At 66.4% G+C, this 15,355-nt stretch carries 12 protein-coding genes; 10 read left to right on the top strand and 2 right to left on the bottom strand.

Annotated features, from left to right (window positions below; all coding sequences use genetic code 11):
* The first annotated feature begins 58 nt into the window (after positions 1-58).
* Entirely contained in the window at positions 59-2,653 is a 2,595-nt protein-coding gene (locus tag E1956_RS07655; RefSeq protein WP_134748068.1) for a DUF6600 domain-containing protein, read from the top strand.
* Positions 2,654-2,775: 122 nt separating this feature from the next.
* On the opposite strand, the gene E1956_RS07650 is transcribed toward E1956_RS07655, so the two are convergent.
* Together E1956_RS07650 and E1956_RS07645 are read right to left on the bottom strand one after the other, a co-directional pair.
* Positions 2,776-3,747, bottom strand: a complete 972-nt coding sequence (locus tag E1956_RS07650) for a thymidylate synthase (RefSeq protein ID WP_134748067.1) — start codon at positions 3,745-3,747, stop codon at positions 2,776-2,778.
* Positions 3,748-4,384: 637 nt separating this feature from the next.
* Positions 4,385-5,776 carry a sigma-54 dependent transcriptional regulator gene (locus E1956_RS07645; RefSeq protein ID WP_134748066.1) on the bottom strand — a complete coding sequence of 464 codons (1,392 nt, stop codon included), beginning with the start codon at positions 5,774-5,776 and terminating at the stop codon, positions 4,385-4,387.
* 577 nt (positions 5,777-6,353) lie between these two features.
* Here E1956_RS07645 and E1956_RS07640 point away from each other — a divergent pair.
* The 9 genes from E1956_RS07640 to E1956_RS07600 all read left to right on the top strand — a co-directional run bounded on the left by E1956_RS07640 (position 6,354) and on the right by E1956_RS07600 (position 15,308).
* Positions 6,354-6,881, top strand: coding sequence for a hypothetical protein (locus tag E1956_RS07640; protein WP_232071328.1), 528 nt, complete (start codon positions 6,354-6,356; stop codon positions 6,879-6,881).
* A gap of 105 nt (positions 6,882-6,986) precedes the next feature.
* A complete protein-coding gene (locus E1956_RS07635) occupies positions 6,987-7,496 on the top strand; it encodes a hypothetical protein (RefSeq protein ID WP_134748065.1) in 510 nt (169 codons plus the stop codon).
* 104 nt (positions 7,497-7,600) lie between these two features.
* Positions 7,601-8,110 carry a hypothetical protein gene (locus E1956_RS07630; RefSeq protein WP_232071326.1) on the top strand — a complete coding sequence of 170 codons (510 nt, stop codon included), beginning with the start codon at positions 7,601-7,603 and terminating at the stop codon, positions 8,108-8,110.
* A 27-nt stretch (positions 8,111-8,137) separates the two neighbouring features.
* Positions 8,138-9,721, top strand: coding sequence for a serine-rich family protein (locus tag E1956_RS07625; RefSeq protein ID WP_134748063.1), 1,584 nt, complete (start codon positions 8,138-8,140; stop codon positions 9,719-9,721).
* 128 nt (positions 9,722-9,849) lie between these two features.
* Positions 9,850-10,536: a C39 family peptidase gene (locus tag E1956_RS07620; RefSeq protein ID WP_134750433.1), complete on the top strand. Its 687-nt coding sequence runs from the start codon at positions 9,850-9,852 to the stop codon at positions 10,534-10,536.
* A 14-nt stretch (positions 10,537-10,550) separates the two neighbouring features.
* On the top strand, positions 10,551-11,420 hold the full coding sequence (locus E1956_RS07615) for a peptidase C39 (RefSeq protein ID WP_134748062.1): 870 nt from the start codon (positions 10,551-10,553) through the stop codon (positions 11,418-11,420).
* A gap of 189 nt (positions 11,421-11,609) precedes the next feature.
* Positions 11,610-13,097: a DUF3450 domain-containing protein gene (locus E1956_RS07610; RefSeq protein ID WP_134748061.1), complete on the top strand. Its 1,488-nt coding sequence runs from the start codon at positions 11,610-11,612 to the stop codon at positions 13,095-13,097.
* Positions 13,098-13,297: 200 nt separating this feature from the next.
* Positions 13,298-14,677, top strand: a complete 1,380-nt coding sequence (locus E1956_RS07605; protein ID WP_418789250.1) for a sigma-54 dependent transcriptional regulator — start codon at positions 13,298-13,300, stop codon at positions 14,675-14,677.
* Positions 14,678-14,810: 133 nt separating this feature from the next.
* A complete protein-coding gene (locus E1956_RS07600; protein WP_134748060.1) occupies positions 14,811-15,308 on the top strand; it encodes a dihydrofolate reductase in 498 nt (165 codons plus the stop codon).
* Positions 15,309-15,355: the final 47 nt, after the last annotated feature.

Raw genomic sequence — 15,355 nt, 5'->3', positions numbered from 1 at the left:
TTGCATGGGACCAGAGTAAGGCGCTAAAGCGCCAACTCTGGTCGACAGGAGAACCAAAATGACAACCCGCACCTCTTCGCCCATCACGTTCCGCCGCCACGACACCATCCAAGACACGCACCTGGACACGCCCGTCGCAGTGCGCCGCCCGCGCGGCCGCACGCTCATCGCCGGCGCCGTGCTCGCCGCATTCGCGCTCAGCCTCGCGGGCGCGAACGCGTGGGCGCAGGCCGCGCCGCAAGGCGCCCCCGTTGCCAGCGCAGCCGGTGACCCGCCCGGACGCGTCGCGCGTCTCGACTACATGGCAGGCGACGTCACGACCGAGCCGGCCGGCGCCACCGACTGGTCCTACGCCCAGCTGAACCGCCCGCTCACGACCGGCGACCAGCTCTGGAACGACACCAACGCGCGCTCGGAGCTGCACATCGGCTCGACGGCGGTGCGCATGGGCCCCCAAACGAGCGTCGACGTCCTCAACCTCGACGACTCGACCGCCCAGCTGAAAGTCGCGCAAGGCACGCTCTCGACGCGCGTGCGCGAGCTGCCCCCCGGGGCCTCGTACGAAATCGACACGCCCAACCTCGCGCTCGGCGTGACGAGCCCCGGCGACTATCGCGTGGACGTCGCGCCCGACGGCAGCAGCACGACCGTGACGGTGCGCAGCGGCAGCGTCACGGTGTACGGCGAGAACGGCCAGACGCCGATGTCGGCGGGCCAGCAGATCCGTTTCGCGGGCACCGACCTGCAGCAGGTGGCGAGCGCGGCCGCGCCGCCGCCCGATGCCTTCGACCAGTGGGCGCTCGCGCGCGACGCCGGCGAGGACCGCTCGGTCTCGGCGCGCTACGTCTCGCGCGACGTGCCCGGCTATCAGGATCTGGACAACAACGGCACGTGGCGGGAAAGCCCGCAGTACGGCGAGGTCTGGACGCCCAGCGACGTGCCCTCGGGCTGGGCTCCGTATCACGACGGCCACTGGGTCTGGCAAGCGCCGTGGGGCTGGACGTGGGTGGACGATGCGCCGTGGGGCTTCGCGCCCTACCACTACGGCCGCTGGGCCTATGTCGACGATTCGTGGGCCTGGGTGCCGGGTCCGATTGTCGAGACCGCGCCGCCCGTCTACGCGCCTGCGCTCGTCGCCTTCGTGGGCGGCGGCGGTGGTGGCCCCGACTGGGGCGTGAATCTCGCCATCGGCGGCGCAGCGGCTGCGGGCGTCGCGTGGTTCGCGCTCGGGCCGGGCGAGCCGTGGCATCCGCATTGGGGCGACTGGAGCCCGCACTACTACGACCGCGTGAATCAGACCGTGATCGTCAACAATTACCGCCACGACGTGAACATCACGAACATCAACGTGCACAACACGTTCGTGAATTACCGCGTGCCGGGCGCCGTGACCGCCGTGCCCGCCACGGCCTTCGTGCACGGCCAGCCGACCTCGCGCTTCGCACAGCGTGTCGACCCGCGCCAATGGCAGAACGCGCGCGTCCAGTCGGGCACGCCGGGCATCGCGCCGGTCAAGGGCAGCTTCGGTCCGGACCTGCGCCGCGCCGACTACCGGCCGCCGGCCTCGCTCAATCAGCGTCAGGTGGTGGCAACGCGCGCGCCCGTCGCGCCGCCCGCCTTCCGCGACAACCTCGCGCAGCGCTTCGCCCACAGCGGCGGGGCCGTGCCAGGCGCGGGCGCGCCGGTCGTGCGCGTCTCGGCGCCGGCGCACGCTTCGTTCTCGCCTTTCTCGCCCGCCTCGCACGGGGGATGGCCGCAGCAGAACGTGCGTGTCGTGCCGCCTCACTCGCCGGTGATCGGCGCGGCGGGCCGGCCGAACGGCGCGCCGGGCCAGGCGCCAGGTCAGGAGCCGCGTCCGGGCGCGTTCGCCCAGGGCGGCCCGCATGGCCCGAACGAAGCCATGGCCCCGCATGGACAACAACCCGGACAGCCCGGCATGCCGCCCGCGATGGCGAACGGCCACGGGCCGGCCGCCCCGCAGGGCAACGAAGCGCACGGCGTGCCGCATCCGCCGCAGTTCGCGGGCCGGCCGGAGGGTGGACAGCCGCAAGGCGCCATGCCCGGCGGCGAACCGCACGCACCGGGCGCCGCCGGCAACATGAATGGCCACGCGATGGCCGGCACGCCGGGCGAGGCGCGTCAGCCCTCCTGGATGCAGCCGCATGCACCGATGGCGCAACACGGGCAGCCTGGCGGCGCGGCACCGGGTCAGGAAAACCGGCAGCAAGCGCTCGCGACGCAACAGCCGCATGAAGGCGCGCCTGCGCGCGCGCCCCAGCCCGGCGCGGGCGAAGCACCGCACGGGCAGCAGCCGATGCAGATGCAACCACGTGCGGATGCCCATCCGCAACTGGAGCAGCAGCGCGCCGAGTTTCATCCGCAGCCTCAACCTCAGCAGCGCGAAGAGCCTCGCCCGCAGCCGCAGCCGCGTGCGGAAGTCCACCCGCAACCGCAGTCTCAGCCGCGTGCGGAGTACCATCCGCAACCGCAGCCCCAGCCGCGTGCGGAACCCCATCCGCAACCGCAGCCGCAACCGCGCGCCGAGTTCCACCCGCAACCGCAGCCCCAGCCGCGTCCGGAACCCCATCCGCAGCCGCAGCCCCAACCGCATCCGCAAGCGAGCGGCGGCCACGACGAGCGTCATCACGGCTGAGCCCACCACCCCGGCGCGTGCCGCAAAGCGCGCGCCGCCAACGAAAAAGCCCGCGAACGTCGCTGTTCGCGGGCTTTTTGCTTATCGCGCGCCGATCGCGGCGCGATGACACCTACGGCACTTTAGACCGCCATCGGCGCCGTGAGCGGATCGTGGTGCCGATAGCCGGCCAACGAGAAGTCGGCGGGCTCGACCTTCTCGAGCCACTCGGGCTCGTAGACGCCGGTCTTCGCGTACTCGGGCACGCGCGACGCGATCTCGAGGCGCGGGCTCTCATAAGGCTCGCGGCTCAGCTGCTCGTTGAGCATGCCGAGCTGGTTCTCGTAGATGTGCGCGTCGCCGATGAAGTACGTGAACCAGCGCGGCGTGTAGCCCGTCAGGCGGCCGACGAGATGCAGCAGCACCGCACCTTCGGTCAGGTTGAACGGCGTGCCGAGGCCCACGTCATTGCTGCGGATATACAGGCACAGCGAGATCTCGCGCTTCGCCGCGTTCGGCAGGAACTGATAAAGCAGGTGACATGCGGGGAGCGCGATCTCGTCGAGCACCGCCGGGTTCCAGCCATGAAACAGAATCCGCCGGTCGGCGGGGTTGTTCATGATCGTGTCGAGACACTGGCGCAGCTGGTCGACCGCCTTGTAGAGCAGCACCTTCGGGCGGCCGTCCTCGTTGAATTCGCTCACGCGCGCATAGCCGCGCGACTGCGCGTCGGCCAGCTGCGCGCCCGCGTCGGCGTCCAGCACCTTGTAGGCGGGCCACTGGCGCCACTGCACGCCATAGACATCGCCGAGGTCGTCGGTGCCGCGGCGATACGGATTGGCGAGCCACTGCGCGTTCTCGTTCGCATTGGCGTCCCACACCTTGCAGCCGAGCGCACGGAAATCCGCCGCGCTGCGCGAGGCGCGCAGGAAGCCGATCAACTCGCCCACCGCCGACTTGAACGCGAGCTTTTTCGTCGTGACGGCCGGGAAGCCTTGTTGCAGGTCGAATCGCAACATGGCGCCCGGCATGCTGATCGTGCGGATGCCGGTGCGGTTTTCCTGCCAGCTGCCGGTGTCGAGAATCGAGCGGACGAGCTCGAGGTACTGTTTCATGCGTGGTCCCTGAGCAGGCGCGCGAGCGCACCCGGTGCGGATTCAAAAGAAGAGATTCTATAGCAAGCCGGCAAACGGCAGACCGGGCCCAATGGCAAGCAAGCGGCGAGCGAGCGGAAAGCAAACACGGGGCAATCGGGGACAGGCACGGCCACGGCGCACAGCGTCATTTCGAATGACCGGCTGGAAAGGGATACGCGCGACGACACCATTCGCTGCACCCGCATAACATGCTCGTAAAATACGCATTATGTCGAAGCAATGAAAAATCGGATAATGCCGCGGATAATGCGCCGCATGGCGAAGTCCGGCAAAGACAAACGGCTAAAAATCAATGCGTGGATTAGCGCGACGAACTAACGCGATCAGCGAGATGACAAGCGCGTGGCAAATCGTTCGGAAATAATCCGTAATATCGAGACCCAAGCGACAACGCGCCCATCGCGCGCAAACGCGGACAGGGCGGCCCGCACCCACGGGCCGCCCGCCGCACGAACCTGCGCCCCCGCGCAGGCCCGCTTGCACCCCTGCTACCTCGTACCCTCACGGCCGTTCCGGCTCTTCGTCAGCCTGCTTCGTCAGTGCTTGTGCGGCCGCATCGCGCGGCGCTTATATGGTCCCCTCGACGAGGCCGCCGTCAGGCCCCGCCCCCCGAAACCAGTCCGCCCGGATGCGGCGCAAGCGGATCGCTTTCCATATGCCGCATGCCGTGCGCACACAGCAGCCGGTACAGCGTCACACGCGAAATGCCTAGTTCCTGCGCGGCGTCGCCAAGGCGCCCGCGATGGCGCAGCAAGGCGAGCTCGATAGCCTGGCGCTCGGCGGCCTCGCGCGCCTGCGCGAGCGAGACCGGCACCACCTCGACGTAGTCGCCCAGCTCCAGATCGCGCGCCGTGATCGCGCGCCCTTCGGTCATGACGATCGCACGCCGCACGCGGTTGATGAGCTCGCGCACGTTGCCGGGCCAGCTGTAGTTATGCAGCGCGGCGATGGCGTCGGGAGAAAAGCCGCGCAAACGCCGCCCGCCGTCTTTCTTGAAGCGCTCGAGCATATGCCGCGCGAGCAATTCGATGTCCTTGCCGCGCGCCCGCAGCGGCGGCTCGTCAATTTGCAGGACGCACAAACGGTGATACAAATCCTGGCGGAAGCGCCCCTCGACCATGGCCGCGCGCATGTCCACGTGCGTGGCCGAGATGATGCGCACATCCACGGGAATCGACTGGTGGCCGCCGAGGCGCTCGATCCGGCCTTCCTGGAGAAAGCGCAACAGGCTCGCCTGGCTTTCCATCGGCAGGTCGCCGATTTCGTCGAGAAAGAGCGTGCCGCCGTTGGCCGCTTCCACGCGGCCGATCTTGCGCTGGTTCGCGCCCGTGAACGCGCCGCGCTCATAGCCGAATAGTTCCGACTGCAGCAGATGTGGCGGGATCGCCCCGCAATTGATGGGCACGAAGGTCGCATTGCGGCGCGCCGAGCGCTCGTGAATGGCAACCGCGGTGAGTTCCTTGCCGGTGCCGGATTCGCCCGAAATGAACACCGGCGCGTCGGTCATCGCGACCTTGCGGATCGAGCGGAACAGCGCCAGCATCGCCTCGCACGAGCCGACCATTTCGCCTTCCGCACCGCCCGTGGTGTCGTTCGAAGCGCCCTCGCCGAGCGCGACCATGCCGAATGCGTGACCCACGGAATCGACAATGCGCTCGCCGCTCCAGGGCACCGTTACGTAATCGAAACAGTAATCGCGCACGAGGCGGCGCAAATTGGCATCCTGCAACTGGCCCGTGGTGGTGGCGGCAACCCAGCCTACGTTAGGCAACGTGAGGCACGGCTCGAACGCGCCGATCTCATGCACATGGAATTCGCTGGTCAAGTCGATCAGGCCGCCCGCGGGCAGGCCCGCGCGCAGCGCACGTCGCGTGTCCCGCGCGTTGCCGACAATCTCCACCTGCCAGCCCCGCTCGTGGAACCGCTCGCTCAGCGCATCATTCGGATTGCGCGTCACGTAAACCAATTGCCGCGTTGCGGATTCCATTATTCAGATCCTCTTGCCAACACATCGTTGCGAAATGACGGCACGCACCTGATGTACAGACACGCAGCAAAAGACAACATTCGCCAGGCGCAAAAGGACGTGGCGAGATGGGGCTTTTGCTGACAGTGAATCCCCGAGTTGCGGCGTGTGTGTCAACTTGCCCATGGCTGGGCTTTTCTTATGGGTATTACGCGTTTTTCTGAAGCTTACTATATGGACCGGGGTGTTGGATAGAAAATATGCACCACGAATAGCTTAGGGTCCGATGGAAAGGTTTCCATTACGCAAGTACTGAATAGTAAGAAGAAAATTCATTACGGATGTTTTCATTCTGTTGCTCCCGCACCTTTTTCCCAAGGCGTCGCGATTGCGTAACACAAATATCGCGCAAACGTTCTCCGTTGAAACTTTCGAGCGAATTCCCAGCGTTTAAAACGGGTCGACGTTTCAGCGCTGAAACGTTTTTGCGAAAATCCGCTATTCAAAATCCGTAGAAAATATCCGGACCCGCGACGTATCAACGGGTTGCGTGGCATGGCACACGTTTCGCTAAATGTCTCGCACCAGGAGATACGCCATGCGACTCATCCTTTTGAACGTCAAGCGCAGTGTTTCCGGCACGTGCGGCAAGCTCGCCGCCGTGCTGATTCCGGCCGCGCTCCTCGCTCTCGCGCCGTCGGTGCGCGCACAGACCGCAACGGATGCGGCGAGTGCGAGCGTCGTTGCGGCGAACACCGGTGTCGTTCCTGCAACAGGCGCGGCCATGGTGCCCGCAACGCTCGACGCGAGCGTGGCACCCAACTCTGATAACGACACGAACGGCGAAAACTTGAGCAGCGGCATGAGCGCCAGCGCCCCCGCCGCCGACCCCGGCCCCGCTGGGGACGATCAGGTGCTCGCCGGCTTCGGCGCACTCGACGACCAGACGCTCGCGCGCCAGCGCGGCGGCGCCGTGGGCATGGTGATGGTCGCCGCCACGCCCCAGCTCATGCGTGGCAACAGCGTGACGCTGTGGGACGAAATCGCCCCGCCCAGCCCGCTGCCGATTCCGGTGGACGCCGGCCAGGCGGCGCAAGGCAACATCGCCAGCTACGTCCGAAAGTAACCCGAACCAGCACGGTTATCACCCAACAGGACCCGTGCCCCTCGTGGCGCGGATCGCAGGCGGCACTCGACACACGCCGGTTGCGAAATGCAGACGGAGACAAACATGATCGTTCGCTTTAAGACGCCCGCTGGGCGCCGGCACTCAGCCCGGCTCGCAGCCGTCCTGGGCGCGGCGTTCGCGGCGGTGCTGACAGCAGGTGTCAGCGCGCAGCAGGTGGCCAATCCCGGCGACATCATCGTCGAACGCGACATCACCCCGCGCAGCGCTTTCGCCAGCGTGCCGAAGAGCCAGGACCCCGTGCTCGTGCGCGCCACGACCTTCCCGAAGAATTCGTACGACCCCGCCATGGCGACGCTCGTCAGCGATACGGATCTCACCAACGCGCGCGGCAATTCCGGCGTGAACACGAGCGGCGCGCTCGCCGGAGAAGCCGCCGGCGTGCAAGCCATCAACCGCATCCTCGTGGGCAATCCGGCGGGTTCGAACGCGGCGCTCGGCGCCGGCGGCAGCGGCCAGGCCATCGGCGGGATCGGCGGCACGATCTCGTCGACCGTCAACGGCGCGCTCGCGCCGCTCACGAGTGCGCTGGGCGCGATCGGAGGCATGAAATGAGCCGCGCGCATGTCACTCGCGTCCTGGCGGCGCTCGCCCTCGCGGCTTCTTGGGCGGCGCTCTCCACGCCCGCGCACGCCCAGGTCACGGTAGGCGCAACCGCCGTGATCGCGCCGAACGCCGCCACCTTGACAACCGGCGCGCTCGCCGTGAACGAAGCGGCCGGGCTCGACAACGCCCAGGGCAACCAGCTGACCATCACCAATGGCGGCTCGGTGGGCAATGTGAATCTCGACGAACAAGGCGCCCTGGTGCGCGCTCGGCTTGGCAACGCCAGCGCGCTCATCGGCTCGGGCGCCTTCGCGAACACGTCGGGCGCCATGATGGTGAATCAGGCGGCCGGCGTGGGCAATATCCAGCGCAACAGTGCGCAGATCGGCACTGGTGTGCTCGGAGTTGCGTTGCTCTCGGACGGAGAAATGTCCGCGGTCACCGCAGCAAACGGCGGAATGGGGAACCAGGCAGGCCAGGCAGGCGGCATTCGTGAGGTACGCATCGACGGTGTGGCCTTCAGGAATGCAACGGGCCTCATGCAGGTGAACCAGACAGCCGGTGCCGGTAACGCTACGGCAAACAGTTTTGTGCTCCGTCCCCCGGCGGGCACTCTTTTTTAACTGACCACTCAAGTATCGGAGCGAAACATGAAGCGCACCCTCATCGCAGCAGCAGTCCTCGCGACCGTGGCAAGTTCAGCTTTCGCAGGCCCGAAGACCGCATTCCTCTTCAACGCCACGGGAGTCACCGAGTACGTGGGCATCGAAGGCTTTGTCGGCCTGTTCGGATGCGTGAGCGTCTCGAGCACGGCAGGCGCAGTCATCAACAATACCCAGAACACCGCCGGCGGCACGCTCAAGCCCCAGGCGCAGAGCTATAACTTCGGCAACGTGACGACCACCTACGACAACAACACGTGGAGCAAGGTCGGCACGGGCACGAACTCGAGCTACAAGACCTCGTCCTTCGCCACGGCCGACCAGTCGATGTCGTCGAGCTCGTCCTCGAAGACGAATGACGTGAATGCGTCGACCACGAAGGCTTCGTCGAGCAGCTACACCTACAGCAAGGCTAACAGCGCGAGCGTGAACGCCGACTTCCACGCCACGGCCGACGACGGCGGCAGCCACAACGCGACGAGCGCCAGCACGTATAGCGACACGGGCGGCAACAGCAAGACCCACATGTCCAGCAGCGTCGGCAACAACACGTCGACGAAGTCGCAAAGCGGTAACGCGAACCTGGATGCGAGCGCGACGTGGGCGAGCAGCGGCAACAAGCACAATGGCTCGGCCAGCATCAACGCCGGCCTGACCGAAAGCTCGTCGCACACGAAGACCAACTCGCATGACAACACCGACTCGTCGTCGAATGCGAACACCTGGTCCGCGAGCAACGACCGCAACACGAGCGACAGCAAGACCGTCGCGAACACGGCTTACGCCGATGCCACGTTGAGCGCAGCGGTCTCGACCAACGCAAGCGGCTCGGGCAGCAAGACGAAAAACTCCAGCGACACGTACGCTCACACGTACAGCGCGTCGAGCTCCAGCTCGAACTCGCACTCGCATTCGTACGCGAAGGCCACGGACGAAAGCAAGACGTGGGGCTATAGCGTGAACGACACGATGACCACGGTCAACGAAACGACGACCGGCTCGATCACGCAGCACATTGACACGCAACAGGCCGGCACGCTCAACGCCACCACGGGCAGCGACGCGGCAACCGGCGTGCAGGGCAACCTGGGCGTGAACATCGCGGAAGGCATCAACAACGCGCAAAGCAACGACGTCGCGCTCGCTTCCGTCGACATGGGCAATGTGTTCGGTAACGCTCAGATTTTCAACAATCAGGCGTCCGCTGGCGTCGCGAATGTGAAAAACTTCAATCTGAACGCATCGGTGGGTGACGGCTCGCTTGCCAGCGTCTCGGGCAATGTCGGTGTGAACGTCGCATCGGGTATCGGCAACGCACAGAACAACAGCCTTGCCGGCTCCGTGACGACGGCCACCAACGCAGGCAGCGCCCAGACGACGGCGATGGTCGCGACCGACAACAACGTGCAGAACGCCGGCATGACCGCCACTGGCCAGTTCCAGGGTACGGCTAGCCTCGGCGCCAACACGCTCACCGGCGCAAGCGGCAACATCGGCGTGAACATTGCCGGCGGCATCGGCAACCTGCAGCACAATGGCATGGCCATCGCAGCAATGAGCAACGGCCACTAAGCAGTCCTCAAGTAACTGCAACGAAAGGCAGTACCCCGGCGCGCCGGCCGCTCTCACACAGCGGCTGGCGCGCAAACCACAAGCAGGAGACCACCATGTCCGGGTCCGTATCGTCCCCGGGGTCAAGGATGTGTGCTGTCGCGCTGGCGCTTGCCGCCGCCGCGGCCTGGGTGCCTTGCCGTGCGCAGTCGAGCATCGACGCAACCCACCTGATCGGCGTGCCGATCAAGTTGCCGGTCCACTCGATGCGCGACATCCGCTACAACAGCGTCGTCACCCAGCAATTCGACTATAGCTGCGGCGCCGCCGCACTCGCGACGCTGCTGAAGTACGGCTATGGCATCGACATCCCGGAGCCGGAACTGATCCGGCGCATGATGGTGTTCTCCACGCCCGAAGTGGTCGTGAAAAACGGCTTCTCCATGCTCGACATGAAGAAGTTCGTCGAAACGATCGGCCTGCGCGGCCGGGGCTTTCGCGTCAACACCGACGCGCTCTATCACCTGCAGATTCCCGTGCTCGTGCTCATGAATATCGATGGGTACGAACACTTCGTGATCGTCAAGCATGCCGAGAACGGCCGCGTCTTCATCGCGGACCCCGCGCTCGGCAACCGTATCGTGGCCGAGGACGACTTCGCGAAGACGTGGAACGGACTCGTCTTCGCCGTGCTCGGCAAACCGTTCCTGGAGGACTCTCCGCTGTTGCAGAACAACGAGTCGCTCGCCCTGAAGCTGCGCGAGAACGCCCTGCTCAACGGCATGGCACCGACTCCCTTCTTCGAGTACGGCCTCGATAAGGCCGTGATGTTCTGAAGTCCTGACGAGTCATGAACCGCAACCTCTCACAGTGTGGCATAGCGGCAGCGCTCTACGCGCTCGCCTGCGCTTGCTCAAGTAGTGCGTGCGCCGCCGAGAGCCTTGCCGATACCCAGGCCGCCGTGCCCGCGTTCCTCTCGGCGGGCGGCCCCGACGCGCAGCCCGTGCGCTGCGAGCCCGTCGGCGACGACGTGCTCGCGCATCAGACCGGCAAATACGCCGGCAGCGACATGATTTCCGGCTTCGTGCTCAACGTGTTGTCGCAATGGCAGCTGCCCAACGGCGCGAGCGCCGTGGCGCAAGGCTCGCTCACGGTCGCGCAGAACGCGGCCAACCAGTTGAGCGCCAGCGTGCAAACCACGGCCCACGTCACCGACCCGGTACCGGGCGGCACGAACGCGGCCAATAGCGGCGCCACCCCGAACACGTCGGCTTCCGGCGGCCAGAACGTGTCGGTCAACGGCGTATCGCAGATCACGCAGGTCGCCGGCAATAGCAACGTCGGCTCCAACGCCGCGACCATCGACTACAGCAATTCGACCAATAGCGGCGCCAATAACAGCGCCACACAACTCGCCGGCATGGCGGGCGCCAATCAGCCGAGCGCATCGGCATCGAACGCGGCAGGCACCATCAAGGCCGGCATCGCGTTCGGCAGCAATGGCATCAACGTCACACTGCAGACACCCGCAGGCATGGCGACACAAAACATCTTGCCGAGCAGCACACAACAGGCGGGCGCCATTGCGCAGTTGCTGCAGATCGCTGGCAACAACCAGCAAGTCGCCAATCAGTTACAGCTCAATCTGCAGACGCAGCAGTTGAGCGCACAAATGATCCGTCAGGCCGGCGTATTACAGGCTCTACGCAACACCCGCTAACAAAAAACGCCGCCCGATTTATTAACAAGCTGCCGTCCACCGCCAACGACGGCCACAACAAGGAGACAGCACAAGAAGACGTGCACGCGGGCTAGCAGACTGCGTGAAGCATCAAGCAAGGGTATCGACAGTGCGGGCGCGGAACCAGGGGGTTCCGTCGTTTACCCGCGCTCGATCCGGGGGAAAAGAATGAACACGACGTACAAGACGGCAGCGCCGCGTGTAGCGTTGGCCGCCATTCCAGCAGCAGTCCTGATCTTCGCGCTCGCGCAATCCGCCCATGCGCAGGCGCTGCAAAGCCAGTCTGTCGAAGACCGGCTCAACACGCTCATGCGTGTGGTCGACGAGCAGCAGCGGCAGATCCAGTCTCTCGAGCGCCAGGTCACGAACCTCGAAATGGCGCAACGCGGGCGCGGCATGCCCGGTGCAGATGCACCGGATGCCGCTTCGGGCACGAGCGTCGCCGAGCAACCCGGCGCGGACGGCCTGCCCGTGCCGTTGCCGCCGCTCGCGCAGGCGCTGCCCGGCGCCACCGCGCCAGGCTCGCTCACCGGCACCGCCACGGGCGTGCCGGTGAACCCGCCGTCGCCCGACAGCGGGCCGACCAATGGCGCCACCGGCTCCTCGGCCGCAAGCGGGCCGCAGCAAGGCGCGCCCGTCGGCGTCAATCCGAGCGGGAGCCCGACCGTGGGCGAGACGCAAAAGAACGCCGAGCCCACCCGTACCCAGTCTGAGGAAGCGGTCGTGCAACGCGAGCATGCGCCGCTCTTCGACCACAAGCTCACGCTGGACTGGGGTATCAGCGATACCTACTACGACCGCCGCCAGTTGCAGCTTTCGGGCTTCCTCGCGCTCGATGCGATCTTTCTCGGCAACATCAATCTGGGCGAGACGAAGTCTCACCAGATCATGGCCGACCTCGACACGCGGTATGGCATCACCGACCGCATGAGCATCGACGTCGACGTGCCCTACATCTACCGCCACAGCAGCTTCATCGTGGGCGGCGCCGGCGGCTCGGCGAACTCGCTCTCCGATGCGTCCGTGAACTCGAACGCGATCGGCGACGTGAACTTCGGGATCTACTATCAGTTCCTGAAGGAGACCAACAACTTGCCCGACGTGGTCGGCAGCCTGCGCGTGAAGACGCCCACCGGCACCTCGCCGTTCGGCATCAAGCTGCAACAGCTCACGCCCGACAACACCAACCTCGTCGCGCCGAGCAAGCTGCCCACCGGCACGGGCTTCTGGAACATCACGGCGGGCATGTCGGTGCTGAAGACCTACGACCCGGTCGTGCTGTTCGGCAGCCTTTCGTACACGTACAACATCTCGCGCTCGTTCGCCGACATCTCGTCGGTCGTCGGGCAGACCGAGCCCGCCGACGTCAAGCTCGGCGACATCGTGCAGTTCGGCGGTGGCGTCGCGCTCGCGTTCTCCGACAAGGACTCGGCCAGCATCTCCTATACGATGGCCATCGAGCCGCAGTCGAAGACCAAGCAGCCCGGCGGCAGCTGGACTGGCGTGCCGGGCAGCGAGACCACGGCCTCGGTGCTCAACTTCGGCCTGAATCACGTGGTCAACAAGCACCTGACGATCAACGGTGCGGTGTCGGTGGGCCTCACGCCCGACGCGCCGAACTTCGTCGTCGGCGTGCGGTTCCCCTATACCTTCTGATGAATACGAGGACGATCGTGCGCGATTCCTCACATCTGGGCGCCACCGTGACACCTTTGGCCGGGGCGGGTCAGCGGCTCGCCATGGCGGGCGCGCCGCAACCGGCCGCGGCGGCGGACGACACGGCCAGCAGCGGGCCGCCCGGTTACGACGCCGCGGCCCGCGAGCCCGACGGCAGACCGATTGCCGATATCGACCGCATGCTGCTGTACGTCGCCCGCGTGCCGGACACGCAGCTGGGCGCGTATCTGCGCAGCCGCGGCTGGGAAGTCGCGACGGCCAAGAGCCCGCACGAAGCGACGCGCCTCGCCAAGGCCGAGCCGACCTGCGCGGGCATCGTCGACCTGACCGGGTTCGCGGCGCGCGACCTGGCCGGCCTCGAAGCGGTGCTGCGCCTGCAGCAGGTGGGGTGGATCGCGCTCACCGACGCCAAGCGCCTCACCGACCCCGAAGTGCGGCGCCTGATTCGCCAGTACTGCTTCGACTATGTGCATCTGCCGGTCGCGCCGGCGACGCTCGACTACCTCGTGGGCCACGCGTTCGGCATGGTCACGCTGTGCGACCTCGACGAGGCGCCCGCAGCCGCGAGTCAGGACGAAGACGAGATGGTGGGCACCTGCGAGGCGATGCAGCAGCTCTTTCGCACCATCCGCAAGGTGGCGAACACGGACGCGACCGTGTTCATCTCGGGCGAGTCGGGCACCGGCAAGGAGCTGACGGCGCTCGCGATCCACGAGCGCTCGCCGCGCCGCAAGGCGCCGTTCGTGCCAATCAACTGCGGCGCGATCCCGCATCATCTTCTGCAATCCGAACTGTTCGGCTACGAGCGCGGCGCGTTCACAGGCGCAAACCAGCGCAAGATCGGCCGCGTGGAAGCCGCCAACGGCGGCACGCTCTTTCTCGACGAAATCGGCGACCTGCCGATGGAAAGCCAGGCGAGCCTGTTGCGCTTTCTCCAGGAAGGCAAGATCGAGCGCCTCGGCGGCCACGAGCAGATTCCCGTGGACGTGCGCATCATTTCGGCCACCCACGTCGATCTCGAAGCCGCCATGCGCGACGGACGTTTCAGGGCGGACCTGTTTCACCGCCTGTGCGTGCTGCGCGTGGACGAGCCGCCGCTGCGCGCGCGTGGCAAGGACATCGAAATTCTCGCGCACCATGTGCTGCACAAGTTCAAGCAGGACAGCGCGCGCAGGATCCGCGGCTTCACGCCCGATGCGATCGAGGCCATGTACAACTACAACTGGCCCGGCAACGTGCGCGAGCTCATCAACCGCGTGCGGCGCGCGATCGTGATGGCCGAAAGCAAGCTGATCTCGGCCGAGGATCTCGATCTCGACCAGTTCACCGAGCAGCAGACCGTCACGCTCGCCCAGGCGCGCGAGGCCGCGGAAAAACGCGCGATCGAGGCCGCGCTGCTGCGCCATCGCCATCGCCTGACCGAAGCGGCCACCGACCTCGGCATCTCGCGCGTGACGCTGTACCGGCTCATGGGCACGCACGGGCTGCGCGACGAGAAGACGATCTTCGGCGGCGAAGCGGAGAACCAGCCGGACCTGCCGCCCGAGCCCGAGGCCTGACGCTGCGGGGGCGTGCAGGGCTTTTTGCGCGCGGCGCGCGCAGCCCTGCCGCCGGCCGCAAGGGCGGCGACGAGAGCGTCGGGTAGAATCGGTGCGACTGGCTTTTCCATTCCAACGCACTTCGACTCTCTCGATGACGACGCTCACTCTGATCGTCGCTCGCGCCCGCAACGGCGTGATCGGCCGCGACAACGAGCTGCCCTGGCGGCTGCCCGAGGACCTTGCCTTCTTCAAGCGCACCACCATGGGCGCGCCCATCGTGATGGGCCGCAAGACGCATGAATCGATCGGCCGCGCGCTGCCCGGCCGCCGCAACATCGTCGTCACGCGCGACGCCACCAAGCGCTTTCCCGGCTGCGACACGGTCACGAGCCTCGAAGCCGCGCTCGCGCTCGCGGCACAGGATCAGGCGCCCGAAGCGTTCCTGATCGGCGGCGCGCAGCTCTACGCGGAAGGCATCGCGCTCGCGCAGAAGCTGATCGTCACCGAGATCGCCATCGATTTCGAAGGCGACGCCACCTTCCCCGCGCCCGATCCGGCGCACTGGCGCGAGACGGCGCGCGAAACGCTGCACGCCAATCCGCCCAACAATTTCGACTTCGCGTTCGTGACGTACGAACGGCGCGACTGAGCGCCGAAAACACCGCCGGTATGGCCATTGGTTTGGCATGTGGGCGC

Origin of the sequence: Paraburkholderia pallida (assembly GCF_004524855.1) — a bacterium.
In the GTDB taxonomy this organism is placed as follows: Bacteria; Pseudomonadota; Gammaproteobacteria; order Burkholderiales; family Burkholderiaceae; genus Paraburkholderia; species Paraburkholderia oxyphila.
Note: the sequence above shows the minus strand (reverse complement) of the source record. Positions and strands in the feature narration are given on the sequence as shown.